This window comes from Microcystis flos-aquae FACHB-1344, assembly GCF_014698375.1.
Classification (GTDB): Bacteria; Cyanobacteriota; Cyanobacteriia; order Cyanobacteriales; family Microcystaceae; genus Microcystis; species Microcystis aeruginosa.
On the sequence record NZ_JACJSW010000230.1, the window covers coordinates 1 to 19,693 of the forward strand.

14 protein-coding genes and 1 pseudogene are annotated in these 19,693 nt (G+C 39.8%); 3 read left to right on the forward strand and 12 right to left on the reverse strand.

All coding sequences use genetic code 11. From position 1 onward, the window contains the following. The first annotated feature begins 781 nt into the window (after positions 1-781). Entirely contained in the window at positions 782-1,588 is an 807-nt protein-coding gene (gene hisN / locus H6G48_RS24740; protein WP_190723737.1) for a histidinol-phosphatase, read from the forward strand. A gap of 48 nt (positions 1,589-1,636) precedes the next feature. On the opposite strand, the gene rpe is transcribed toward hisN, so the two are convergent. Continuing rightward, a complete protein-coding gene (gene rpe, locus H6G48_RS24745) occupies positions 1,637-2,344 on the reverse strand; it encodes a ribulose-phosphate 3-epimerase (protein WP_061431496.1) in 708 nt (235 codons plus the stop codon). A 295-nt stretch (positions 2,345-2,639) separates the two neighbouring features. Here rpe and H6G48_RS24750 point away from each other — a divergent pair, with 295 nt between their 5' ends. After that, entirely contained in the window at positions 2,640-2,975 is a 336-nt protein-coding gene (locus tag H6G48_RS24750; RefSeq protein ID WP_190723738.1) for a hypothetical protein, read from the forward strand. 4 nt (positions 2,976-2,979) lie between these two features. Here the strand turns inward: H6G48_RS24750 and H6G48_RS24755 are convergent, their stop codons facing one another. Both H6G48_RS24755 and H6G48_RS24760 read right to left on the reverse strand, forming a co-directional pair. Further along, complete coding sequence (locus H6G48_RS24755; RefSeq protein WP_036396888.1) at positions 2,980-3,375, reverse strand: hypothetical protein; 396 nt, start codon at positions 3,373-3,375, stop codon at positions 2,980-2,982. A gap of 89 nt (positions 3,376-3,464) precedes the next feature. Then, a pseudogene (locus H6G48_RS24760) lies at positions 3,465-3,739 on the reverse strand (bifunctional aconitate hydratase 2/2-methylisocitrate dehydratase); the annotation flags it as partial. Positions 3,740-4,282: 543 nt separating this feature from the next. On the opposite strand from H6G48_RS24760, the gene H6G48_RS24765 reads away from it, so the two are divergent. Continuing rightward, on the forward strand, positions 4,283-4,702 hold the full coding sequence (locus H6G48_RS24765; protein WP_041804458.1) for a pepsin/retropepsin-like aspartic protease family protein: 420 nt from the start codon (positions 4,283-4,285) through the stop codon (positions 4,700-4,702). 171 nt (positions 4,703-4,873) lie between these two features. Here H6G48_RS24765 and H6G48_RS24770 read toward each other — a convergent pair whose 3' ends face one another. From H6G48_RS24770 to H6G48_RS26680, 9 genes are all read right to left on the reverse strand, one after another. Beyond that, positions 4,874-5,548, reverse strand: coding sequence for an HAS-barrel domain-containing protein (locus H6G48_RS24770; RefSeq protein WP_002759297.1), 675 nt, complete (start codon positions 5,546-5,548; stop codon positions 4,874-4,876). Positions 5,549-5,550: 2 nt separating this feature from the next. Further along, on the reverse strand, positions 5,551-5,745 hold the full coding sequence (locus H6G48_RS24775; protein WP_002759298.1) for an NAD(P)H dehydrogenase subunit NdhS: 195 nt from the start codon (positions 5,743-5,745) through the stop codon (positions 5,551-5,553). Between the two features lie 438 nt (positions 5,746-6,183). Beyond that, the gene (locus tag H6G48_RS24780; protein WP_002782277.1) at positions 6,184-6,363 is read right to left on the reverse strand and encodes a type II toxin-antitoxin system HicA family toxin; all 180 of its coding nucleotides are present in this window, start codon (positions 6,361-6,363) and stop codon (positions 6,184-6,186) included. Continuing rightward, complete coding sequence (locus tag H6G48_RS24785) at positions 6,360-6,578, reverse strand: type II toxin-antitoxin system HicB family antitoxin (protein WP_190723739.1); 219 nt, start codon at positions 6,576-6,578, stop codon at positions 6,360-6,362. Before H6G48_RS24785 ends, H6G48_RS24780 begins: the two co-directional genes overlap by 4 nt. A 116-nt stretch (positions 6,579-6,694) precedes the next feature. Then, entirely contained in the window at positions 6,695-6,997 is a 303-nt protein-coding gene (locus tag H6G48_RS24790) for a hypothetical protein (RefSeq protein ID WP_190723740.1), read from the reverse strand. Between the two features lie 89 nt (positions 6,998-7,086). Continuing rightward, positions 7,087-7,278: a hypothetical protein gene (locus H6G48_RS26675; protein ID WP_242034768.1), complete on the reverse strand. Its 192-nt coding sequence runs from the start codon at positions 7,276-7,278 to the stop codon at positions 7,087-7,089. A 330-nt stretch (positions 7,279-7,608) separates the two neighbouring features. Then, positions 7,609-7,833: a hypothetical protein gene (locus tag H6G48_RS24800; RefSeq protein ID WP_002782285.1), complete on the reverse strand. Its 225-nt coding sequence runs from the start codon at positions 7,831-7,833 to the stop codon at positions 7,609-7,611. Then, positions 7,811-8,098, reverse strand: a complete 288-nt coding sequence (locus H6G48_RS24805) for a BrnT family toxin (protein WP_190723741.1) — start codon at positions 8,096-8,098, stop codon at positions 7,811-7,813. The genes H6G48_RS24800 and H6G48_RS24805 overlap by 23 nt, the downstream gene beginning before the upstream one ends. A 544-nt stretch (positions 8,099-8,642) precedes the next feature. Further along, positions 8,643-19,610: an Ig-like domain-containing protein gene (locus tag H6G48_RS26680; RefSeq protein WP_242034769.1), complete on the reverse strand. Its 10,968-nt coding sequence runs from the start codon at positions 19,608-19,610 to the stop codon at positions 8,643-8,645. Positions 19,611-19,693: the final 83 nt, after the last annotated feature.

The window sequence follows — 19,693 nt, forward strand, 5'->3', positions numbered from 1 at the left end:
TGCGCTTCGTTTTTGAAGCAATTGTCAAACCGCCGACACCATCGGTCAAAGCAGGGAGGCATCGCAGCTGGGGTTGTCTCTTTCATCGCCGATTTTTCAACGTAAAGTGCTTATTCTATAACGATTATACTCTATTATACTCTTGTTGATCGTTTAAGTCCCATTAAACGAGTTTCGATCGCTTTTTGTCCATTGATAATCAGATTTTCTAACCTTTTTAGGTCATTTTCCGTAAAAGCCGTCATCAGCTAAACTCCTAATAGATTAATTTTTTCTCGTCTTGAGATTGAGTCGATCGTTGACTAATTTAATTATGGAGTCAAAATCAAACTGTTACCCATTGATAGTTCTAGGTTCGACGCGGCAATAGGGATTTAGGGTGATAGGCAAATTTCCCCCACTTCCCCACTTCCCCACTTCCCCATCTCTCCTTTCCCATAAATAAACATTATTGTTTTCCTGTATGGATAACTTTTATTGATGAATATCGATCGCACTATGCAAGAGGCAATAGGGATTTAGGGTGATAGGGAAATTTCCGCTAAATCCCCCACTTCCCCACTTCCCCACTTCCCCACTTCCCCACTTCCCTTTACCATAAATAAATATTATTGTTTTCCTGTATGGATAACTTTTATTGATGAATATCGATCGCACTATGCAAGAGGCAATAGGGATTTAGGGTGATAGGCAAATTTCCGCTAAATCCCTCACCTCCCCACTTCCCACACTCCCTACTCCTGTCTCCTGTCTTCTAAATTCTGCTGTATTGTTTCCCCTCATGAATATTGATCGCACTATCCAACTAGCTCATCAATTAGCGGACACTTCTGGAGAGATTATCCGGCGCTATTTTCGGCAGCCCCATCTAGAAACCGAGACAAAACTCGAGCAAGTTTCCTCAATAGTAACAATCGCCGATCAAGAAGCTGAGGAGGCGATGGTGGCGATTATTCGGCGAGAATTGCCTGAAGATGGGGTTATTCGGGAAGAAGGAGCCAATATTCCCTCCCAAAGTGGTCGTTATTGGGTATTAGATCCCATCGATGGCACATCCTCTTTTGTCAAGGGATTACCGATTTTTGGGACTTTAATCGGCCTAGTGGCAGAAAATCAACCGATTTTAGGAATTGTCGATCAACCGATTTTAGGCGATCGCTGGTTAGGAGTGAAGGGAAAAGCGAGTCTTTATAATAACCAGATGATTGTTAATCCCTACCGTCAAGATCGGGAACTTGTCTTAAAAAATGCCTGTTTAGCCTCCACCACTCCCTTAATGTTTATCACAGAACGACAGCAAGCGATCGCTCGTCAGCTGCAAAGCGTCTGTAAACGTACCGCTTTTGGGGGTGATTGTTATAACTATATGATGTTAGCCACTGGCTGCACTGCCATGGCGATGGTAATCCTAGAATCAGACCTGAAATACTACGATTTTTGTGCTTTAATTCCGATTATTGAAGGTGCGGGCGGAATAATTAGCGATTGGTCAGGTAATCCCCTACAAGCTGATTCTAGCGAAGTTTTAGCCGTCTCTAATTCGGTTTTATGGCGGCAGGTTTTAGAACAAATCAGCAGAGTGGGTTAGTGCGAATAGCAAGATAATTAGTCAACAGCTAACCCACCCCCGCGGCAATTAAACGGTGGCTAATTGAGGTTGGGGACGTTTGCTGTTACGGATACCTTCGATCGCCGTCGCGTAATCGGGGGCATTAAATACCGCCGAACCTGCTACAATCGCATTAGCACCCGCTTCGAGAACTTGCCAAGTATTAGCCGGTTTTAAGCCGCCATCCACTTCAATCCAGGGATCCAAGCCTCTTTCATCGCACATTTGACGTAATTGACGGATTTTGGGGACAACTTCCGGGATAAAACTCTGGCCACCAAAACCGGGGTTAACGCTCATAATTAGGACTAAATCGCACAAATGCAGCACATATTCGATTAAATCTAAGGGAGTGGAGGGATTTAACACCACACCCGCTTGTTTACCGAGTTCGCGGATTTGGCAAAGAGTACGATGGAGGTGGGGAGAAGCATTATGTTCAGCGTGAACAGAAATAATGTCAGCACCCGCTTTCGCAAAGTCAGCCACATATTTTTCTGGTTCCACGATCATTAAATGCACATCTAAAGGTTTTTTCGTATAGGGACGAATAGCGGAGACAATCAGGGGTCCAATGGTGATATTCGGGACAAAACGACCATCCATCACATCAACGTGAATCCAATCGGCTCCTGCCTTATCCACAGCCTCGATATCGGCTCCTAATTTACTAAAATCCGCCGATAGGATCGAGGGAGAGACAACGATCGACTTCGAGCTTCCGTTTTGGGTCATGGCTAACTATAGAATTTCGTGTTTATATTTTCGTAACAATCTTATCAGCAATCAGTGATCAGTGATCACTAATCGGATTTGAGTTTTCAGTCGGGGTAATCCCAGGGCATTTTGTATAAATTGTAACAGACAAAAATTTGTGATTGTTGTAAGGCAATAACCGCTACTGACAATCAAGCATTTCTACTCTAAAATAAAAGATATTGCAATCCCTTTTAGGGAATTTCTCAGAAACTTGAGGTATATTAAGTGTGACATAATCACAGTTTCGCATTTAACCTTCATAAGATGGAATATGAATATCATTGACGCTTTAAATCTCAAAAACCCCCAAGATTACCCTTCTAGAGAAGCTTATCAGCAAGACGTTGTCAAAGCGGTACAGGTCTTAATGCGTTTAGGTATTATGGATAGTCCCTCGGCCGATTTAACCGGTTCCCTAGACTCTATCCTTGAGAAATTACAAGAGGATGAACTGGCTATCTACGGTAGAAAACGCAGTAAACAAGAAATTATCGCCGATTTAAAGCAAGTTAATAGTGAAATTGTCGAACTCGATCGAGAAATAGCTGACTTAGAATGGCAAATTGCCCTCAAAAAAGCTGAAATATCTGTTAATGAGGCATCTTAGGTTTTTATCTTGATTCTGGTTCGTTTTCTCCAAACTGAGCGCAATAATCATCAAGACGGTTTTCCAGAAGCATCCTTAAGAGTTTAATAATAATTAGGGCTACGATCGCTAAGGGGATATTGCTGCCAAAGGTAATTCCGATCACCCCTTCCACTATATCTGCTGTCGTTCTCGTCGCTCTTCGATGATAAAAATGGCAAAATTTTGCCTTAAAAGTCGGTGATTCAGTAGCTGTCTCGGCAATTTCAGCCAGTCCTTTCAGTTTTTCCGGTGTATCGTAGGAAGTATATTCATTCTCCAGTTGTCTGCGCTGCTCTTCCAACTGACGACGACGCAGACGAGCAGACTCTAAACGGCGCTGAAAAGCTTCCAGTTCTTCTAATTCATTAAAAGTGTTCATGGGTGATAACATTTTTGGGTAAGAGCAGGGCTTTCGTTGTGTAGCAATTCATTCTTCATATTCTGATTTGACAACACAGGTTTCTAACATACCAAAGCATGGAGGGGAATATCGGGCCGGTTAGCAAGTTTCGGTTTAGCGATAAACCAAGCGCCATTGGCCTAAGCATCGATAACCTGTTAGCATAGGGATTGGTGTCGGATAATTCCAAAACCTCGTTAAGGGTCAGCAATTCTCCCTTGAGTTCTTCGGGCGGATTTTTGAGTATTTCGCATAATTCCGCCGTTTGTTGGGCATTGAGGGGAAGGGGAGGGATACCTAATTTCGCTCGCTCGGCAACGTGTCGGTGATAGGCTTCTAACATAGGTCTATTGTCTCCTAGTCTTCACTTGTGACGGTTTCTTCCTAGGTTACTGGATTTTTGCTAGTCTCTGAATTTCTAGGTTAACGAGACATGACTTTGCTGTGCGATTTCCATAAAATGAGAAAATAGCGATCGATTGACTATATTAAGGCGTAGATAATGGCTATCACCGATTCTGATCTAGATTTAGCACAATATATCGACCATGGTTCCCAATAAGCTAACCGCACCCTGGGGGGAGATAACGATCGAACCTATAATGGAGAGAAGTATTCTCCAGAGTCAACAATATGTCACTCAGTCAACTGTTGCCCACAGTTAATCAGTTATCTCACCAAGATAAGCTTCGACTCATTCACTTTCTGCTCCTAGCAGTCGCCAAAGAAGAGGGATGCAGCCTAGAACCAACTAGAGAACCTGATCGAGAAAATGTACTGCTTGAGCAACTCGCATCCACTGAAGCCGTGCTATGGTCGCCTCAAACCGATAGCGCAGCAGTGCAGGCATTGTCGGAGCTTCTGATTGCTGCAAAGGGAACATCCAATGCTTGATGGACAACGCTATTCATTTACTGAACGAAGAGACAACCTAGGGCGATCAGTAATCATGCCATATATCCCTTTAATGCTCACACTGGGCGATCGTTCTCTAGAAGTGACAGCATTGCTGGACACTGGTGCCAGTGTCAATGTTCTACCCTACGAGATTGGACTACAGCTAGGAGCAGTCTGGGAAAATCAAACAGTATCCATTCCCTTGAGCGGAAACTTGGCTCAAAGCAATTCACGAGGTTTGGTTGTATCTGGTGCAATTGCACAATTCCCTTCTGTTCTGCTTGGATTCGCTTGGACTAAGATGAGAGATATACCTGTAATTCTTGGACACATGAACTTCTTTGCAGAGTTCAATGTGTGTTTTTATCGACACGAGTTGGCTTTTGAGGTTTGCCCGAAAGACGGATGAAGTTGATAGCCGCCGCTCATCTTAGCCGTTACAATGCTTGAAGATAATCGGCTTTGCCGCAATCCAGATATGAATGCTAATTGTGCAAAGTATCCACAAGTTAACTTGGTTCGGAGTTTGAAGAATTGCTCAGAAGACAATTCATAATTAAAATCAGCCAAGCCGAATCATCTAAGGACTAATATGAATTTGACTGAGAATATAACGCAAGCGATCATAATCATCCTTAAGTAAAACACTTAACTGTCTGCCCACATTCACTAACCATTGTCGATCGGCTTGACGCAATTGATACATCTGACGGATAGAAGCAGCTGCCAAAGCTTCCACGGGAGTATTTTTGACCTGTAATAAAATTCGTAAAAAGTCTAATTGTTCACTAAAATAAACTACTTCTAACGACTCACATTGATAAACTGCCTGATGAATTTGTGGAGGCCGGGGAGGAATATATTGATAGATATAACCTCGCCCGGCACCATTGCCATTAAATTGTCCTGGCAGGGTTTCAAAACCGACAATAGTTGCCCGAAATTCCGTTTTTAACATAGCGAAAATCTGCGGCTGTTGTTCCCGCAATTCAGCCAAAGACAACCCCAAAGCTCTAGCGCGATGTACCGAATCGATCGGTGCAGTGGTGGCAAAGGTGACAATCCCAAAAATCTTATTACCCGTTTCTTCATCGTAGGCTTTTACCCAACTACCAAAAGCGGGCATAAAAGGAAAATTTAACTCCTCTGGTTCCAAACATTGCGCTAAAAACTCGGTCGTCGTCGTCTCGATAACTTCGGCGATATGATCGGGATGGCGGTTATCCGTGGCTAATTGCGGTAAGGGTGGACGCATGGTTATTTTTTGCCTTTAGCGGGGGCAATAATTACTTCTTCTAATTCCGAGAGATTAAAGGTAACTAACTTATCCCAGTTACCCCCCTCAAAAAGAACGGCCACTTTCCCATCGCTTAAACGCTGGGCTAAACCTTCAAATTTATAGTAGGTATCATCGGGATTGGTGACTCGAACGGTACTACCTGGCAAAATCATAGGATTGACGACGAAATTATAATTAACTGTCTCTTAGCTTATCAAAATTTAGTGATCAGGGAGTCGTGACTTACCCCTACCTTCTGTTATCCGTCTTAGGCAATACGTCCCTGTTCTCTACCCGATCAGGCGATCGCAATTCGTTGATCAGGCGACAATTGTTGTACTGCTTAAATAAGCTGTTCTAAAGTTAAGGGAATGGTTCTCATCGATTTTGCTTTAATAATTTATAATTTGCTCTATTTAACTCTCAACACGAGCTACAGGAGATCGCAATAACTACTAGGATGCGCTTTTCGATAGCGTAACGCACCAATTTAATAATAAAGTTAGTGCGTGGGGTGCGGATTGTTAATTTAGGTTTTTTATCAGAGATTATCGCCGTCTAACACACCCTACAAGATCGGCGTACTGCTAGGCAGTGCCTTCGGCATCGCACTATTGGGCATTCAGGTTTCTGAGAATTTTTTGTGCTAAAAATTCTTTGATTTCTGTATGTCGTGGTACAGCTTCAATGACCCCAGTTTGAGGGTTAATCCAAAGAGAATGAGATGCACCCTCTCGCTTAAGATAACAACCAGCTTTCCGCAACTTTTTTTCTAATTCTTGACGTTTCATGGAATGGAAATTGTCTCCTCGATCGCTTCTTTTGATAGTCCTCGACGAATATCAGCTAAACGATCTTCAAAAATTAGTTGAATAGCACTTTTTAAGCTTTCTTTGGCTTCTTCAATGGTTTCTCCTTGACCATTTGCACCTAGGACTTCAGGACAAATCGCCCAGTATCCCCCTTCTGTTGCTGCTTCAATGATGGCGGTTAATTCTCCTTTCATGACAATCTCCTTTGATAATTTATGAATTATTCGATAATTTATGAATTAGCGTGCTGCTACGCAGTGCCTTCAACATCGCACTCTCAACCAAAATATCACAAGATCACGACACAAGATTAGAGCATCATGGGGATGATGTTGGGTTGAGTACCGATCACCCAACCTACAAGATCAGGCGATCGCACTGATATTGATTGAGAAGAAATAACAATAAATTGTTCAGGAGATAAAATTACATTTTCATAAGTAAAACCACCAATGACTTTAGGATTATAAATCATTAAATCAATAGCGTATGCTTCAGGATTAGGATAGCATTCAACCATTGCACCAATTGTTCCTTTAGGAATAATTAAATCTGAAAAATCGGCGGTTATATCTATTAAAGTTTGAATCGAATCATTAATTTTTGCTTTCATTATGTTTTGCTCCTTTAGCTGTAAACTTCTAACCAGTTTGTAATTAATCTAGGAATAATTTTGCCTTGATCTATTTGCCAGATTGTGATTCAATTTCCTTGCCCTCCATTAAAACCTTTGATCCTAATTGTAACTTTTAATCTCATACCATAGGGATTATTTTTGCTTTTATAGGCTGGTGCATAAGGTAAAATTTGACGAATTTGTTGAATTATATCTTGAGTTGCAATTTGACGGCCTTCTTGAGTTTCAACAGAATAACCTATCATGGCAAATCCCATCCATTTTCCTTGATTTTAAGGGTTGTTAGGTTGCAATGAGTAATCGGTAAACTTTCGCAAGTCTATTTCGGCTTGATCTGCATTTGGTAAGGGTTCTCCTTCTTTCCAGCTAATACTCATATTACAATCTTACAAATGCTCTGAATCAAGCTCTGGGATTAGAGTATCATAATTTCAGAGCATAGGGTTAAGATTCCTGATTATATGAGCAAAGATAATAAAAATCATTCGCAGTTTGAGCTAAACGAAGTGCCACCCAACCCATAACATGAAGAATAATCGGGGGATGATGTTGGGTTTCCGTTGTCAACCCAACCTACAAGATCAGGCTTATTTTTCAGGGATAGCGGATAAGATAGCTCGCAGTGCTTTGTTTACATCTTCAGAATTTTTGAAAACTTTAGCGACATCTGGTTCTAAGGTGACAGTTATTTTTATTTCATTTACCTGAGAAGCAAAACGATTAGGATGAGCCTTAGTATAATCAAAGTTATATTCAGGAAGTAGGTCATCTTGTAAATTTTGTTTGGTTTCAGAATCCTGTGTATTTTTCATAGTCTTGGCGTTCTTTTTTGGTTGTTAAACGTGCGCTGATAATACGAATCATTTGATTTATTTCAGTAAAACAAACTACTAAAAGACGATTCTTGTCATCGTGTCCGATAATAATTTCTCGTTTTTCACCGACCGAATGCCACTCATCATCAAAAATGTAGGCTAAAGGCTCTCGAAAAACAGCCTTGGCTTCCTCAAAATTGATGCCATGCTTTTTGAGATTAAGTTTTGCCTTGGGGTTATCCCACTCAAATTGTAAGTTCATAAACTCAATTCTAGTTCAATCTCCCCCTAAACAGCGCACTCTCAAATTTTGTCGTTGTCATACTCCCAAGGTATCATAGCTAGTGGACTGTTTCAGCTAATTTGGTGTATTAGAAAAATGCTATAAATTCTATAATCTAAGACTTTAAGCCGAAATCTATTGTCCTATTTTAGCTGAAACAGTCCAGTAGGGTGTGTTAGCGAAAGCGTAACGCACCAATTTAATGATGGAGTTGGTGCGTGGGGCGGATTATTAATTTTGGTTTTTTATCAGAGATTATCGCCGCCTAACGCACCCTACAAGATCGGCGATCGCACTGTTTCAGTTAATTTGGTGTATTAGAAAAATGCTATAAATTCTATAATCTAAGACTTTAAGCCGAAATCTATTGTCCTATTTTAGCTGAAACAGTCCAGTAGGGTGCGTTAGCGAAAGCGTAACGCACCAATTTAATGATGAAGTTGGTGCGTTACGGCGGATTGTTAATTTTGGTTTTTTAACAGAAATTATCGCCGCCTAACGCACCCTACAAGAGCGGCGATCGCTATCTAAAGAAACCACGTCCTCTAAGCATTCTAGGAGGTCTAGCTTGGGGACTACGAGGATTGGGAGGACTCTGATTTGCTGGTCTATTATCTTTTGGGTCTGGATTGCGAGGTGGATTATTAGGTGGTTGGCTATTAGGTGGTTGGCTATTAGGTGGTGGTTTACCGCCTCCTCCATTATTACCTGAAGGATTAGCAGGATTACCCGAAGGATTAGCAGGACTTTCTTTTCTAGTTGGTTCTGGTGGTGCTGTAGGAGGGGTTTGAATTGTAGGATCAAGAAGTTGACCAATAAAATAAAAACTCTCTATAAGAAATTCAACTATTTTAATAATTGGTTCTTTATTTCTAGCCAAAAAAGCAACTGTTGTAATAGTTGCTTTTTTTAAATACTCAACGAAAGCCACTTCCCCACTAGGATCGATCGCATTTACCGGATTAACCCCAGCGTATAAATAATCATGCAAGGTTATCGGTTGATTATTGTAACCCTCAAAGGGATCAACGGAAGCAAAACGCCCGGTATTAGGATCATAATACCTTGCTCGTAAATAATAACCATCTACCGCATCATCAAACTGCTCACCCGCAAACAGATAATTATTCTCCGCATCCCCGACCTTACGGGTTAAATTACCATAAGCATCATAATCATATTCTACAATGACAGAACCATTATTACCCGTCATCAAACGAGTGCTACCTAAACCATCCACTTGATAGTAAATCCGATTTGCACCGTCATTTTGAGAGATTAAATCCCAACCGTGAGTATAGGTAGTATTAACTGTACCATTAGTTTGATATTCCTCAATCACTTGGGCGTATTGCTGTTGATTATTGTCAATTAAGAAGCGAGTCACCTCACCATCCACATCAATCGCCACTCGGATACCATTATGATCATATTCAAACTCGATGCGTCCGGTTTCGCCGTTTTCCGTGACTTCTACCGCGGTTAATTCACCCTTAGCATTCCACTCATAATTAGTGGTAGTTGCGCCATTTTCTACCTTAGCAAGGAGATTACCCTCATCATCGTATTGATATTGGGTAACATTTCCGCCAAGGATTTCTTTTAACAATCTGTCGTTTTTATCATAGTTATAGGTAGTTTTACCTTCCACTGAATCCACTTTTTCTAAACGATTTCCTACTACATCAAAACTGTAAGTAATCGTTTTGTTGCCTGCTACAGTGTCAGTAATTTTCTCTTGGGTTAAACGATAGAGATTGTCATAAGTGTACTCCACTGTACGACCATCATTTTCTACCACTTTCACCCGATTACCCATCGCATCTAGGGTATAGGTATAACTAGAAATAATACCCGCATCATTGCGGTTTTCGAGGTAGGTTAAGCGATTTAACAAGTCATATTGTTGATTTTCTGTCACCCCATTGGGGAAGACGGTTTTAACCAAGTTACCTACCGCATCATAATCGTAGTCTGTTACTCCATTATCCGCATCTTTAACAGTATCAAGGCGATTCAACCCATCATAAGTATAAGTGGTTGTGCCTGAAGGTACGGTTAAGGTAAGAATATTACTAGCCTTGTCGTAAGTATAGCTAATAGTACGGTTATCGGGTTCGGTACGACTAATTAATCTGTCACGCTCATCATAAACATAATTTGTCATCCCTCGATTATCGATAACGGTAGCTAATTCCCCCGTCAAGGTATAGGTAAAGGTTTCCGTAGCTGTACCATCAGAGAAGGATTTTTCGGTTAACCAGTTACGCTCATTATATTTATAGGTGGTGACTGCTCCATTAAAGTCGGTTACTTTAATTAAATTACCGATTTTATCGTGAATTGTCTCGTTACGTTGTCCACCAGGTAAGATGGTAGCTTTTAGACGGCGTAAACTGTCATATTCAAACTTAGTGATATTACCATTTGCGTCTTTTTGCTCGATTAAATTACCCACTAAGTCATATTTATACTCAGTGCGTTGATTTAAAGCATCAATTACCGCCGTTAGTCTTCCTAAAGCGTCATATTCATAATTACTGGTATTTCCTGCTAAATCGGTTTCTGCTATCACTCGTCCTAAAGGATCATAAGTGGTAGTCATTACAGCATTATTAGCATAAGTTGTGGTAAGAAGACGATCAAGCTCGTCATAATCATACTCAGTGATGCGCCCTAACGCATCTGTCATGGCAATTTGTCGCCCGTCTGCATCATAATTATAGCTGGTAATTTGATTGAGGGCATTAGTAACAGTTAAAAGGCGATCAGCTTGATCATAATTAAATTCGGTACGATTACCTAATTCGTCAATTTCGGCAATTTTTCGCCCAGCTTTATCGTATTCTTTCTTAGTGCGGGGATTATCCGTTAAATTGTCAGGGGTACTATCAGGATAAATTACTTCAATTTCTCGCCCTAAAGCATCATAAATATAGATAGTTTTACGTCCTAATTCATCAATAAAACCCGTTAAACGATCTAAAGCGTCGTATTCATTTTTGGTGCGAGGGTTATTGCTTAAATTATCAGGAGTGCTATCAGGTAAGATGGTTTCAATCAATAAACCACGATCATTATAACGGTATTCTGTGCGTCTTCCTAATGCGTCTATTTCTGCTACTTTTTCCCCAGCGGCGTTATATTCGGTTTTAGTAATACCCCTTGCACAACCACAACTACTCCCTTCAGGATCAGCTTTTTCAATCAAGCGTCCTTGAGCATCATAGATATAATTAGTAATAGCACCCAAAGCATCAGTAACACTCGCTACTCGTCCATTACTATCATAGGTAAAGGTGGTTTTTGCTCCCGTAGGATCGGTTAATTCAGTTAAGTTACCACGATTATCATACTTAAAGTTACTAATTTTACCATTAGCATCGGTGACAGTGGTTAAAAGTCCCAAGGAGTCATATTTATATTCAGTAACATTGCTTTCTGTGTCTTCCCGTTTAGTGAGATTACCGTTATTATCATAGGTGTAAGTGGTGACAAAACCTAAAGCAGTAGTCTCTGTCAAGATGTCGTTACTTTGGTTATAAGTAAAGGTTTTCTTGTTACCTTCCCCATCGGTTTCTGTCAGCTTATTACCTCGACTATCATAGGTATAACTGGTGATATTACCTTCGGGATCGGTTTCACTTAACAGGTTATTATCTTCATCGTAAGTGCGTAAAGTAATACCCCCTAATTGATCAACTTCTTGAATAACATTACCTTGAGCATCAAAAACCCGGGTAATAGTCTTACCAAAAGGATCTTTAACAGTTTGGCTATTAGTAGCATTATCAAAGGTGATATTTAATTCATTACCGTTAGCGTCAATAATTTTGCTGATTTGTCCATTTTCGTCATACTCTGTACGAGTCGCACTGCGTCCCAAGGGATCAATAATTTCTGTTAAGAAGTGTTGACGATTGGGGTCATCATAAACTAGCTGGGTGGTGTTATTAGTGCGGTCAATCACCTCAATTAAATCACCGTTGCTATCATAAACATATTTAATAGATTTACCATCAGGATCGATAATTTCAGTAATGCGACCTTGAGCATCTCGAATAAAGTCAATTTCAGCACCCGTTGAGCTAATAATACCCTCATCGGAGAAGGTTAATTTATTGCCATTTCTGTCGGTGACATCAATTAAACCAAAATTCTGATCATAGTTATAAACCGTTCCATCTTTGGTGGTTAATTTATATTGCGAGGGATTATAACCCAAGAAACTAAAGAGAAAGGCTCCTACTGTACCGTCACTACGAATAGTTAACGGAGTGTTTTCTACTTCCAATTTATCAAATACACCAGCATCGGGAGTAAATTTAGGAGCATAAATTGCACCGAAGAAACTAGCAGAAACTGGTACGGGATTAAAAGTAAATCCAACGCGGCGGCCATCGGGAGTATTTAAAGTTACTCGTGTCCCGACGGAGAAGGTATTAGAAGTTCCAAAGAAATCGGAATTAGCCTCACTTAAATCTCGTCCATCGGGGGAGGATTCGACAATTTTGGCATCTTGTAAACCTAAATCCCAACCATAGCCAAAATCTCCTTGGCTTGCACTTTCTAAGCTATTATAACGACGGACAATTTCAATGGGAATACCGGTTAGAGGAATAGATAGGTCGGTATATTCTAAAGAAAAGTCACCCGGTTTATTTTGTCCTGTCACATTTAAAATAACGCCTTGAACATTACCATTACCACTAAAATCAAAAGCGGTAATTTTTATTAGATAACTTCCATTTGCCAACAAACGAGGATCTAGATTAGCTACCTGCTGATTAGTAATATTTTGAGTGCCTTTTGTCAATAAAGTATAATCTGGATCATTTTCCCCGATATTGCTTAAATCAACTGCTTCAATCGGGGCAATTTCCACTCGATAAAATTCGAGGTTATCATCTGTGATGGTAGCAATAATATCTGTAGGCGACTTGATAATGCCTTGGGTGGCTTCTAAGTTAGTCTTGTTAATTTCAACAACAGGTGCTTCGGTATCACTGGGATCAAGTACCCGCACTTCAATTGTTTCTGTATCCTGATTACCGGCTGCATCGGTAGCAGTAGCAACAATTTGATAAAGTCCTGCTTTTTGACCGACAAAAGTGGCAGTATTAATTTGTCCATTGGGACTATTAGGATTAAGAGTTAGCGGAGTTGTATTAGCCGTTAAAGTGAGGGTTTTAACTTCGATATTATCCGTTGCTCGAACTTGGAAATTAATACTTTCCCCAATATTAATCAGGTTACTATTAAAGCCTAATTCCACTACCGGATTAGTAATATCATCATTGCTAAGGGTTAAGTTATAGGTTTGAGTGGTGATTCCCCCGCGTCCATCGCTGACTTGAATCGTCACAGGATAAATACCTTGATTTTGGGATGCAGATTGCCAACGAATACGGCCAAATTGATCAATTGTTAAACCTTGAGGCGCTTGTAAGAGATTATAGGTTAAAGTGTCGTTATCTGCATCTTTGGCAATAACATCATATTTGTAAGTAACGCCTAATTGAGCTAATTCTAACGGCTGAGAATTAATAATCGGTGCCTGATTAGGGGTAACTCGGATATAGTAATTTTGATAGGCAATCCCACCATCTGCATCCGTCGCTGTGACTGTAACTTGAAAATCACCGTTAGTGGTGTTTTGAGTTTGCCAAGTAATTAAACCTGTATTTGTATCAATAGTCATCCCATTGGGTTTAACCGTTAAATTGTAGCTAATAGCGGTATTTTCGGGATCATTAGCCTCGACATCGTATTGATATAATCCCCCAGCACCAATGATGATTTTAGGTGTGCTGGTAATACTAGGTAAGTTGTTGTCTAATGTAGCTAAAACTTGTAATTGATAGGATTGGGTGTTAGTCCCACCAAAACCATCGCTAACTTTGATTTCAACGGTTTGTTTTCCTAAGTTAGTAGGGGTATATACTATTAGGCCAGTATTGGCATTAATGGTCATCCCTTCCGGGGGATTAATTAGGCTATAGGTTAGGGTATCATTATCAAAATCAGTGGCTCTTACTTCATAGCTGTAGGTATTATTAATCAGGGTAACGGTGTTAGGAGAGGAGATAATTTGCGGTGGGGTGTTAATACCTTTAGTATTGAGGAAAAATTCTTGAGTAGCAATGCCTCCTTTACCATCAGACACTCGCAAAACTACTCGATTATTACCGATTTGATTTTGTTTCGGTTGCCAAATTAAGCTACCAGTTTCTGCATCAACTGCCATGCCTTCAGGTTGATTCAGTAAGCTATAGGTTAACCTGTCATTATTGGCATCGGTAGCAGTGGCTCGATAGGTTAATAATTGTCCTATTTGGGCAGTTTGAGGCGCTGTGCTAGTGAATACGGGAGCCTGATTGGGGATAGGTTGATCAATTTTTTGGTTGCCAAAATTGATGTTACTAACAGTTTCTCCTGCTTTGAGTTTTACAGTATAAAAATCTGGACTAGCAATGCTACCGGGTAATCCTTGTACATTAATAACATCAAAACCTGGGCTTAGTCCATTATTGTCAAGTCCAACAATTTTTATAGCTCGGACTGGTTGGTTAAAATTGATTGAAGCAAGATCAAAAATTGAAGTTGTTCCGCCATCTCCAATTCCAAGTAAGACAAAATCTTCTAAGTTAGAACTAACGTAAACTTCTGCTTGTTCTCCAGCAAATCCGATTTCTGGAATAAAAATATCGTTACCCGGTTTATCAATAATAATTTCGTCAGTAAAACCAACAGTTACATAAGAGCCTGTAGGAAGTGATAATGCTCCTAAAGTATCACTTCCTAAAATAATATCAACACTGACTAAAACAGGGCCATTGCCATCATTATCTGCTCCATAAGGTTCATTAAACGTTCCTGCTCCACTGTTAAAGTAGTCAAGAATAACATCAGCAAAACCATCTCCTAGAGAATCTGTAGGTTGTCCACCAGGATAAGTTTGTTTATAATCTGTGGGTATAATTTCCCTGACAATATAAGTACCTGCTTCTAAACCAGTGAATTGATATTTTCCGTTTTCATCGGTGATTTGACTAGGCTCATTATTATCAAAAGTGCCATTATTATTTGAGTCAAGATAGACGGTAATTCCTTCTAAAGCAGGTTCATTGTTAATAAATGTCCAGGAAAGAATATCATGGTTTCCTAATCCTGCCCCTGTAGCAGAAGTAAAACCGACAAAAAACTCATTTTGTCCGAGAATTTCAGCAATATTAACTGTTGCGGAAACAGTGGCTTGTGTAGGGCGATTAGAGTCTTGAGAGACTCTAGCTTCTAGTAATTGTGACGAGCCATTATAGTCAATCCAAACATTCCAAATTTCTCCATTATTGAAGCGAGTAGGAATATTAGCTTGGACAATAGAAGTTGTGCTTCCATTAACATTAATACCAATATGATTGCCATTATTTTGATCTTGGCTACCATTATTAAATGTATCTAATTCAACAACAACAGTATTGTTTAAGCCTTCATAACCAATTCCTCCCCCTGCACTACCAATGGTATCTGTTGGACTGATAATAAAAGCTATACCATCCGCACCTTCACCATCTTCATCCCCAAGCCCGCTAGATTCAGAAATAGAAAATTTGAAGTTAGTAGAAAATAATAGATTTTGGTTACTATCTCGAACAAGGTTAAAGGGATTTTTTAATAAAGCATTCCCAGATGAGTAGAAACTATTTAATGATAGCCTTAAAGCATTATCTACGATTGCAGTATCTCCAGACAATATTAAAGAAGATACATCTACAGAAAAATCCTCAAAATTAGCTGAATCCCATATTCCATTACCGTTGGTATCTTCCCATTTAACCCCTTCAATTGTTCCTAATAAAGCATTATTTAACGCAATAACAAACTCTTGGGTATCCACACCCCCACGATTATCCGTAACCTTAACAGAAATATCATAGTTACCAACAGTTTTACCTGCTGTATTCCAAACAATTTCTCCTGTTAAATTATCAATGCTCATTCCTTGAGGAGCATCAACTAAAGAATAGGTTAAATTATCCTCATCAGGATCAATCGCATTAACATCATAAACATAATTTTGACTGGTACTAGCTTTAAGAATAGGCTCAGAGATGATGACAGGTGCATAATTATCCGTTTCTTCTTCTAACACCAATAAAGTATAAACCTGAGTCGCAATACCACCCTTACCATCATCAACTTGTAAGGTTATCTCGGTTGCTCCTGAGACGGTGGGAGTGAATGTAACAACACCTGTACTCTGATTGATTACCAAACCATTGGGGGCATTGATGACAGAATAGGTTAAATTATCATTATCAGCATCAGTCGCATCAGCATCATAACGATATTCAGTGTTGAGATTACCAGAAACGACGGGATTGGAAACGAATACTGGAGGACGATTTGGTTGAGAATCAATAACGTTGGTTACTACCCCTAAATTATAAGTTTGGGTATCCCTTCCCCCTTTACCATCTTCCACTGAAATAGAGATGTTATAATTGCCGATTGTTGGGGATTGCCAACTTAAAACACCAGTATTATTGTCAATGGTTAAACCATCAGGGGCAAGGGAGAGGGAGTAGAATAAGGTATCATTATCCGCATCAACGGCATTTGCATCATAACTATAATCATTACCGACAATAATCTTTAACTCAGGATTAGTCGTAAATTCAGGAGCATTATTCGCGGAAACAGCAGAAACAATTAAGTTATTGGGATTAATGACAAAACTAATGGTTTGACTATCATTCCCTCCTTTACCATCACTCACAGTATAAACAAAATTGCCACCATTACCATTAACATCTGCTAGAGGTGTGTATAGCAAAGAAGTCAGAGAATTAATCGAAATCTCATCACCTACATTAATAACTGTGCCATCAGCTAAAGTGATTTTTCCTTTGCTGTTATCTGGTAATTGAGTGACAGAAACCGTTAAAGTATCCCCATCAATATCTGTAGGTGTATTAATATTTAAGGGGATAGGTTGACTGTCTTCTGGTAAAGTAATAGTTTTATCTGCATCGGTGACAGGAGGGTTATTACCAGAAGTATTCTCAGGGGTAATAATAAAACTAATGGTTTGACTATCACTACCTCCTTTACCATCACTCACAGTATAAACAAAATTGCCACCATTACCATTAACATCTGCTAGGGGTGTGTAAAGCAAAGAAGTTAGAGAATTAATCGAAATCTCATCACCCACATTAATAACTGTACCATCAGCTAAAGTGATTCTTCCTTTGCTGTTATCTGGTAATTGAGTGACAGAAACCCTTAAAGTATCCCCATCAATATCTGTAGGTGGATTAATATTTAAGGGGATAGGTTGACTATCTTCTGGTAAAGTAATAGTCTTATCTGCATCGGTGACAGGAGGGTTATTAACAGAGGTATTCTCTGGGGTGATAACAAAACTAATGGTTTGACTATCACTACCGCCTTTACCATCACTCACAGTATAAACAAAATTGCCACCATTACCATTAACATCTGCTAGAGGGGTGTAAAGCAAAGAAGTTAGAGAATTAATCGAAATCTCATCACCCACATTAATAACTGTACCATCAGCTAAAGTGATTCTTCCTTTGCTGTTATCAGGTAATTGAGTGACAGAAACCGTTAAAGTATCCCCATCAATATCTGTAGGTGGATTAATATTTAAGGGTATAGGTTGACTATCTTCTGGTAAAGTAATAGTTTTATCCGCATCTGTTACTGGAGAATTATTACCAGAAGTATTCTCAGGGGTAATGACAAAACTAATGGTTTGACTATCATTCCCCCCTTTACCATCACTCACAGTATAAACAAAATTGCCACCATTACCATTAACATCTGCTAGAGGTGTGTATAGCAAAGAAGTCAGAGAATTAATCGAAATCTCATCACCCACATTAATAACTGTGCCATCAGCTAAAGTGATTTTTCCTTTGCTGTTATCTGGTAATTGAGTGACAAAAACCCTTAAAGTATCCCCATCAATATCTGTAGGTGGATTAATATTTAAGGGGATAGGTTGACTATCTTCTGGTAAAGTAATAGTTTTATCTGCATCGGTGACAGGAGGGTTATTAACAGAGGTATTCTCAGGGGTGATAATAAAACTAATTGTTTGACTATCACTACCGCCTTTACCATCACTCACAGTATAAATAAAATTGCCCCCATTACCATTAACATCTGCTAAAGGTCTGTAAAGCAAAGAAGTTAGGGAATTAATCGAAATCTTATCACCCACATTAATAACTGTACCATCAGCTAAAGTTATTTTTCCTTTGCTGTTATCTGGTAATTGAGTGACAGAAACCGTTAAAGTATCCCCATCAATATCTGTAGGTGGATTAATATTTAAGGGGATAGGTTGACTATCTTCTGGTAAAGTAATAGTCTTATCTGCATCGGTGACAGGAGGGTTATTAACAGAGGTATTCTCTGGGGTGATAACAAAACTAATGGTTTGACTATCACTACCGCCTTTACCATCACTCACAGTATAAATAAAATTGCCCCCATTACCATTAACATCTGCTAAAGGTCTGTAAAGCAAAGAAGTTAGAGAATTAATCGAAATCTCATCACCCACATTAATAACTGTACCATCAGCTAAAGTGATTCTTCCTTTGCTGTTATCTGGTAATTGAGTGACAGAAACCGTTAAAGTATCCCCATCAATATCTGTAGGTGGATTAATATTTAAGGGGATAGGTTGACTATCTTCTGGTAAAGTAATAGTCTTATCTGCATCGGTGACAGGAGGGTTATTATCAGGTGGATTCGGCGAATTATCATTATCTAGAATCGTGCCAATTCCCTCACCTTGAATCAGGATAGCATTGGTCACTCCTGTTAAATTGACCGTGAAGGTTTCCGTAGGCTCGCTAATCGTATCGCCCTTTACAGCAACTGCGATCTTTTTCTCCACTTCTCCCGGTGCAAACGTCAAAATTCCCGTTGAGGATTCATAATCTGTCCCCGCTTGGGCGGTTCCATCTTTCGTTGTAAATTGAGCCGTTACTGTTGTGTTTGTAGGGGCTGATAAACGAACTGTAAAATTAGCAGATTGAGTTCCTGTATTCCCCTCCGTCACTGTGGTATTTTCAATACTCAAAGACGGTAACTGAATCGGTTCTCCAATTGGTTCCCCAAAACTGAACCGAAACACTAAATCATCAAAATCGCGATCGCCACCGCCCCAAAAATCTTCCCAGGCCCAGGTCTGACTATCCTGTTGAGCATGGACATGATTTAAACCATCCTCATTGGCCGCCGCATAGGAAAAGAAAACCGGTGGGGCATTTCCCCCCTTGGCGATCGCCTGATCTGTTGTCCCGTTAGCGACTAGATACCATCCCAGATATTTCCCAGAAGGGACGTTAAACGTTTTACTATCAAACCCTTTCCCAGAGGCAAAAATTACCTGGTGGCGATCGCCTGACAAGGCCGCATCTAAGAGAACTCCATAAAAAAGATGATCCAATAGTCAAGTGGTTTGATAAGGGATTTCCACAAACCACTTTGGCAAATGGGGAAGTCGATTAATCTGTTTTTCCAACTCTGCCA